Source organism: Limnohabitans sp. 2KL-3 (assembly GCF_001269405.1).
In the GTDB taxonomy this organism is placed as follows: domain Bacteria; phylum Pseudomonadota; class Gammaproteobacteria; order Burkholderiales; family Burkholderiaceae_C; genus Limnohabitans_A.
Genome location: NZ_CXON01000045.1, coordinates 1 through 7595, shown reverse-complemented (window position 1 = coordinate 7595; position 7595 = coordinate 1). Strand labels below are relative to the sequence as shown.

3 protein-coding genes and 1 pseudogene are annotated in these 7595 nt (G+C 56.3%); all 4 read left to right on the top strand.

The window, feature by feature from the left end; all coding sequences use genetic code 11:
* Nucleotides 1–1298 precede the first annotated feature (1298 nt).
* Nucleotides 1299–3467 carry an exodeoxyribonuclease V subunit alpha gene (gene recD, locus AMM41_RS21410; protein WP_089963958.1) on the top strand — a complete coding sequence of 723 codons (2169 nt, stop codon included), beginning with the start codon at nt 1299–1301 and terminating at the stop codon, nt 3465–3467.
* 302 nt (nt 3468–3769) lie between these two features.
* Entirely contained in the window at nt 3770–4795 is a 1026-nt protein-coding gene (locus AMM41_RS21405; protein ID WP_089963956.1) for a helix-turn-helix transcriptional regulator, read from the top strand.
* A gap of 77 nt (nt 4796–4872) precedes the next feature.
* Nucleotides 4873–7149, top strand: a complete 2277-nt coding sequence (locus tag AMM41_RS21400; protein ID WP_089963954.1) for an AAA family ATPase — start codon at nt 4873–4875, stop codon at nt 7147–7149.
* A gap of 264 nt (nt 7150–7413) precedes the next feature.
* Nucleotides 7414–7595, top strand: a pseudogene (locus AMM41_RS21395) (IS21 family transposase); the annotation flags it as partial.

The following is a 7595-nucleotide window of genomic DNA, read 5'->3' as shown; positions in this document are numbered from 1 at the left end:
GACGGCATACGAGATAGGAATGTGACTGGAGTTCAGACGGTGCTCKKCAAAAAGTGTGTCAACCACGACAGCGCCTCGGGCCATTTGCTGGCGGGGGGCGATGAACCCGACGAAACCGGCTGGTGGCCCAAGCTGCAGGCCTTGCAAACCCATGCCCAAGGCCAGCCCTTGTCGGTGCACTTCACGCGGGCGACTGGCGAGGCGGGTCTGACCCGCTGGCAGCGTAGCGAGCAGCCCGTGGCACTGCGCGAGGCCTTGGTTTGCAATGCCCGCATTGACAAAACCTGGGGCATTGCGAGTTTTTCTCGGCTGACACGGGGCTTGTCCTCTCAGGCGCTGTCTTCGGCTGCCTGGGTGTCGTCCCCGCCCATGGCGTCTGGTGCGGCCAGTCTGGACATGGCCACGCCACGCCGCGCCGATGACGAATCTGACAAGGAGGGTGTCGCCACGGCTTGGCCCGAGTCTCTGCCGATTGAGCTGCAAACAGCTTTGATCCCTGACGGCTTGGCGCAGTCAGCGTCGTCAGCACAGGCAGTGCAGGCAGCGCCTTGGCACAGCTTTGCCCGTGGACCGAGTGTCGGCAACTTTTTGCACGACCAAATGGAGTGGCTGGCCGCCGAGGGCTTTGTGCTGGAGCCGGGCACCACCACCGCCGAACGCCTGGCCAAGCGCTGCGAGCGTTCGGGCTACACGGCGCAGGCCGATGGCGTGGTGCAGTGGTTGTCGCGTTTGGTGGCCCAGCCCCTGGGGAGCCCCGGTCGTGGACCCCATGTGGCCCTGAATGCGCTGCAAACCGTGCTGCCCGAGATGGAGTTTTGGCTGCCGGCCGAGCGCTTGCATGCCCGAGAAATCGACACCCTGTGTCAGCAGCATTTGCTGCCCGGTGTGGCGCGGCCCCAGCTGCCCGACGCCCAGTTGCACGGCATGCTCATGGGCTTTGCCGATCTGGTGTTCGAGCACGCGGGGCGCTACTGGGTGCTGGACTACAAGTCCAACCACTTGGGCGCTCAAGATGCGAACTACAGCGCTGAGGCCCTGGACCAGGCCATGGCCGAGCACCGCTACGAGGTGCAGGCCGCGCTTTACATGTTGGCCCTGCACCGCTTGCTGCGCTCACGTCTGGGCGCAGCGTATGACCCGGCCCAGCATCTGGGGGGCGCGGTGTACTTGTTCATGCGTGGCATCGATGGGCCTGTGGGCGGTTGCTGCTGTTTGCCTGCACCGACGGCCTTGATGGATGGTCTGGACGCGATGTTGGGGCTCAATGAAACCGCTGCTCAGCAGCCAGGAGTGAACGGATGAATACACTGATCGCCCCAAGCAACGTCACACCCTCCCACATCGCTGACGTTAGGTCGGGACTCAATGTTCCCTTGGGTGAATTAAGCACCTCGCACACACTCCAGTGTCTGTATGTTTGGTCAGAGCTGGGTTGGCTGCGGCGCTTGGACAGCGCTATGGCCACACAGCTGCTGCGCTTGGACGCTGGAGTCTCATCAGCTGTGCTTGTGGCGGCTGTCGTGTTATCTCAGATGGAAGGGCGTGGCCACACCTGCTTGGCCGTGCATGAACTGGCCAAACGCCCTGTTGATTTATTGGCTTGGACCTCTGACGCTGTGAATGCACCGCATGGTTTGCAAGCGCTGTGGTCCCATATGCCTCAAGATAAGGCGTCTTGGTTGGCAGTTTTGCAAGCGGCACCATCAACCTGTCTACGTTTGGCCAGCGCACCGGATTTGGGTCAACCTTTGGTTTTGGGCGGTACATCCGAAATGCCTCTTTTATATTGGCGCCGCTACCGTGTTTACGAAGAGCGGGTGGGCCAAAACCTGCTGCAACGTGCCCAAAATGCGGTGCCTGTGGACGAAGCTTTGGCGCGGGTGTGGCTGGACCGCTTTTTTGGCCAAGCGCTGGAGGGTGGGGGGGCGACGGCGGCCTTGCCCGACTCAAACAAGGCCGCCGAGGCGCAGACCGACTGGCAAAAGCTGGCCTGCGCCGTGGCTTTGCGTTCGCATTTGGCGGTCATCACCGGGGGGCCGGGCACGGGCAAAACCTACACCGCAGCACGTTTGCTGGCTTTGCTGCTTGCTTTGCACGAGGGGCCCCATCCTTTGCGTGTGGCATTGGCAGCGCCCACAGGCAAGGCCGCCGCCCGACTCAAGCAGTCGATTGACGGCTCGCTCAAAGCACTCAAAGTGCAATCACTGAACGTGTCCGAAACCGCCGATGCAACAGCCCATGCAACGGGCACGGCCCAGAGCGATGCACCGCTGGACTTGGACACCCTCATCCAGCGCATTGGCCCCGCGCGTACTTTGCATGCGCTTTTGGGGGCTCGGCCCGACACCCGCATGTTCCGCCACCACGCGGCCAATCCGCTCGATGTCGATGTGTTGATCGTGGACGAAGCCTCGATGGTGCATCTGGAAATGATGGACGCCCTGCTGCAAGCGCTGCCCCCCACGGCCCGATTGGTGTTGCTGGGCGACAAAGACCAATTGGCCTCGGTGGAGGCTGGCGCGGTGCTGGGGGATGTGTGCCGCGACGCCGCCCAAGGCGCTTACCTGCCCGAAACTTGGCGCTTTGCGCAGGCAGCGGCGGGGCAAAGCCTGGCCCCCCGGTTTCAGGCCAAAGCCGGGCAGTCGGTCTCGGCCCTGGCCCAGCAAACCGTGATGCTGCGGCAAAGCCGTCGCTTCGAGGGCCCGATTGGGCAGCTGGCCCTGGCCGTGAATACCGGTGACGCCGAAGCCGCTTGGGCGTGCCTGCGGGGTGGCAACACCTTGGCCTGGCCCTTGCAGGCTTTGCAACCAGACACTCCCCAGACCGTGTGTGCGCTGGCGTTGGGCAGCACGGGCCAATCTTCTTACACCGATTATTTAAAGCTCCTCACGCCAAGCCCTGCAGGTCTGGACGCGACAGCGCACGGCCATTGGGTTCGCAGCGTGTTGCTCGCTTTTGATCGGTTTCGGATTTTGTGCGCCGTGCACCAGGGCGATTGGGGCACGCTGGCGCTCAACTTGGCCGTGCAAAAGGCGCTGGCCGATGCCGGGTGGCTCAAACCCCAAGGCGAATGGTTTGCCGGCCGCCCAGTCATGGTCACGCGCAACGATGCCCAGCTGGGCGTGTTCAACGGCGATGTGGGGGTGGTTTTGCCCAACGCACAAGGCGTGCTCAAGGTCTGGTTTCTGGACGGTGAGCAACTGCGCTCGGTCAGCGTGTCGCGCCTGGCCCATGCCGAAACGGCCTTTGTCATGACGGTGCACAAAAGCCAGGGTTCGGAATTCGCACACACCGCGATGGTTTTGCCTGCGGGCGCAGCCGATTTGTTGACACGCGAGTTGGTCTACACCGGCATCACCCGCGCCCGCGAGCAGTTCACCCTTGTTGAAGGCCAGGCCGGTCTGCTCAATGCCGCTATGGCCCGGCCCAGTGTGCGGGCCAGTGGCTTGCGGCTGTGGTGGGTTTAGTTGGCGTAGTCTTCGCACGCCCCAGCGGTGCTGGAGTTGACGGCACACCCTCCGGAACTGGGAGATAGGTATTAACTCATTTTTTTACGCTGATTTGTCATGGGGTTTGAACGCCTATCTACAAGCGTTAGACAAAGCACCTGTCCGAGGCTATTGCGTCTTGTCTCATAGTCAAGTACATCGAGAAGAGGTGGTCAAACCTGGCTACTCCATGCAAGCGTCAGTGGAGTTGAACAAGTACGCGTTCCTTGACGCATTACAAAGAAACTGGTTTATCCAAGAGTTGCCTTTGGCAGGTAATCATGAAGTTCTCTGAAGCTCTTGCTGTTCTTAGGCTGTTGGGCACGCGTCATGAAGATGCGATGACTGTTCAAGACATTGTTGCCAAATGGGACAACTTGTATTCAGAAAAACTACACAAGCGTACAGCCCAACGCTATCTCAGTGAATTGTCAACAGGCGGCATCGATGGCAGGGCTGTGATTGAGGTGGATACCACCAGTAAGGAACGGCGTTACCACCTGCGGGTCAGTGAAATGGCCAATTGGCTCATGACCGATGAGGCCGCGCTCTATCATCTGTTGTCTTTGCAAGTGCTTCAAAGCACTTTTGGCAATGCAGTTGCCGACGGCTTAGAGCGGCAAATGGATATTGCCGAGCACTTAACTCAGGAACAACGACGAACCAAGCGGTTACGCGACCGTGTTCGGATTGTTCCGGATGGGATTGGTCGCTTGCGCGCCAAAATTTCTTCAGAGATCTTGGGTTGTGTGATGGATGCGCTGGCATCCAAACAATTGCTGCGAGTTGAATACCGATCGGCTGCTGGCAATAATTCAGACAACGAATTGAACCCCCTTGGGCTTGTGGCCAAGGATGGCACATTGTATTTGTTGGCCGTCAAAGGGCTTTGTGACCAACCTATTGCCTACCCACTACAACGCATGAAAGCAGCTTCGGTGGTTCCTCTGCCTGCACAGGAGCGCGGGGACTTTGACCTTGATCACTATATTGAGGCTTCTCATCAGCTCAGTCATGTCGTTGATGCAACACTCGATCCCAAGATGGTGAAGTTAAAGGTAGCGCCCGAATGGATTTACCATTTCAAAGAGCGTCCTCTATCTCACCTGCAAGAGATCCGGGAATCTCAGAATTCTGACGATTGGATTTTTGTGATCGTGCCGCTCCCAATCACCATACTGCTCAAAGCATTTCTTGTCAGTTTTGGACCTGGCCTAGAGGTCATTGAGCCGCAATCCTTACGCCAAGACATAGGGTTATTGCATGCGCAAGCAGCAGCGCGATATTCGGAAGATTTGAAGCCTTAGTTGAAAAAGGCAGTTTTATAACGACAGTAATTGTCGCTGTGAAAGCCTAGACTCAGATCTCATTCACAGGAGGTCTGATGAGCTTTGAAGATGTAAACGATGTGGTCAGTATGAAAGAGTCTTTCTTGGACATGGATCCAGCTGTTGATGACTTACAGCAAGACTTGGAGACACATCCTCGTCGTGATCGCAAAACCAAAAATGCTCAAACACCTGTGTATTTGGTCGTGAGTGAGGAAGTAAGCGAAGACGCATTGGCAGAGTTGGCCGAAGCAGACATGCGGTATGCACGCTGGCTGCGTGTGGTCATGTTGCGGCTGATGATCAAGACACCTGCCTTGGGTCGTCTCAAGGGACGGGTGGGTTACAACCTGAATCAGGTTTGCGCATTTTTGGGGTTCGAGAACTTTGAAAAATACGCCGAGAATCGTAATTTGGCAGAAATTCGCCACGATTTAAGCATCATCTTGTCAGGCTGGGAAGCTGAAGTGGGGCAGGGGTGTCACTTCCCCCGAGCATTGCAAAACAACCTGAAGGCGCTGGCTCACATCATCAACCTTAACCCAATGGAAGCGGAAATCCTTGGTTTGGGGGTCTTGATCCATGCCGAGAGCATTCTTGAAAGTTGCTCAGAGTTGCTTGGCGCAGAGCTCACCGGCTACAACATAGAACGGATTTTGGGTCCTTTACTGGCTCAGAAGTCTGAATCTGTTTCGAAGTGTTTGCAACGTCAAGAAAAATTGGCAAGTTCTGGCTTGTTGTCCATCGACATCAGTGGACGTTACGGACTGCGGCAATTGGTTGACTTGCTGACATCCACCTTTGCGTCTCGCATGCTGGCGCCTCAAGATGACATTCGCAAGATTGTTGAGAGCTTTGTGCTTCCCGTGGCGCCGTCATCATTGACTGTCCAAGACTACGACCACATCCAAACCAATTTGGAAATTTGCAAATCCCTGCTCACCCATTGTGTCGACCAAAACGTGAGCGGTATCAATGTGCTCATCTACGGAAAGCCCGGCACGGGTAAGACTGAGTTTGCGCGCTTGTTGGCCAGTGAGTTGGATCTTTCGCTCATGGAAATCAGCCCTCACAATCTTGCAGGGGCACCCGTGGTGCCCATCCGCCGCGTACGAAATTACCGTATTGCGCAGGAATTTTTCAAGCACAACCCGTCTGCGATCTTGTTTGATGAATGTGAGGAGATCCTCAATCACGTCAGCGGCAACGACCGCGGTGATCATGAGGCGACCATCCCGCGAAAGTCCTGGATCAACAAAATCCTTGAAACCAACGATGTTCCAACCATATGGATCGCCAACTCAATTGAGCGCTTTGATGAGGCCTACCTGCGGCGCTTTAGCTTTTGCTTTGAAATGCCCATTCCATCTCAATTTCAACGGGAAAAGTTGCTTGCCAAAGCAGTGGATGGCGTTGTGAGCGCGCAAGCGCAAGTCGGTATTGCACGCCATAAAGATGTAACGCCCGCCATGTTGATTCAAACAGCAAAGGTGGTTAAGGCCATTGCTTCGCAACGGCCGGAGAGCGAACGTGATGCATTGGCTATTCACCTGACGAACAACAGACTGAAAGCACAAAGTAAAGGAAAAATCATATCCCGAAGTGATCTTGGGATAGCTGGGGGTGGTTTTAAGCCCGAATGGGTGAACAGTGACGTTGACCTTCAAGCTCTGAGTGAATCCATCGTCCAGTCACGTGCGGGGCGTTTGTGTCTCTACGGCCCCCCCGGCACGGGTAAAACCGCCTTTGGAAAGTGGCTCGCACAAGAACTGGATGTGCCTCATATGGTGCTGAAAGCTTCGGAAATTCTCAGCCCTTACTTGGGAGAGACTGAGCAAAAAATGGCCCGCGCATTTGAGGCGGCAGACCAACAAAAGGCGGTGCTTCAATTCGACGAAGTCGACTCCTTTTTGCAAGACCGTCAAAAAGCGTCCAAGCAATGGGAAGTCACCCAAGTCAATGAAATGTTGACTCAAATGGAAAACTTCCAGGGTGTGTTTATTGCATCCACCAACCTGTTTCAGAACTTGGATGAAGCGAGCCTGCGCCGCTTTGACATGGCCATTAAATTTGACTTCCTCAAAGCCGATGCTGCCCAAAGCATGTTTATCAAGACTTGCAACATTCTTGGGGTGTCTAACCAAGAACAGATATTGTTGGCAGAAGCCGCCAACATGACGCAACTGACGCCTGGAGATTTTGAGCAGCTCATTCGCCGTTCGCGCTTGTTGCGTTTTGGCAATTCTGCACAGATCCTGCAGCAGCTCAAGTCGGCGGTCGCATTGAAGAAATCTACAGCAACCCGACCCATCGGGTTTTTGAAAGCTGCCTGAGCAAGAGTTCAGTTCTGCTAATGATACGAAAGTGTCGTTAGCAGATGTCACTTTTCACCATATAGAGGCCAAACCGTTTTCGGCATTTAGGAGCCACCCCGTTTTCGGCATTTAGGAGCCACCCCGTTTTCGGCACTTACAGGCCAGCTGAATTTCGGCATATAGGAGCCAGCTGCAGCGCTCAACAGACATCTCGAACCCTGCCCATCGCTACCTTCTGAACCTTTTGTTCAGGAGCGATGGATGGGCCGCAGAAAGATCGAGATGCATGAATTCCGAAACGTCCTCATTCGCCTGCGCGCAGGCGACCGTGACCGCGAGATCGCACGCCTGGGCCTCATGGGCCGCGTCAAAGTTGCCCAGTTTCGCGCTCTGGCGCTCAGCATGGGCTGGCTTGAGCCCTCCGCGCCACTGCCCGATGTGCCCCCCATCGCCGTAATCCTGGC

Bases quoted from the DNA above. Each gene is read 5' to 3' on its own strand.
- AMM41_RS21405 (WP_089963956.1), top strand. From the start codon at position 3,770: ATGAAGTTCTCTGAAGCTCTTGCTGTTCTTAGGCTGTTGGGCACGCGT.
- AMM41_RS21400 (WP_089963954.1), top strand. From the start codon at position 4,873: ATGAGCTTTGAAGATGTAAACGATGTGGTCAGTATGAAAGAGTCTTTC.
- recD (WP_089963958.1), top strand. From the start codon at position 1,299: ATGAATACACTGATCGCCCCAAGCAACGTCACACCCTCCCACATCGCT.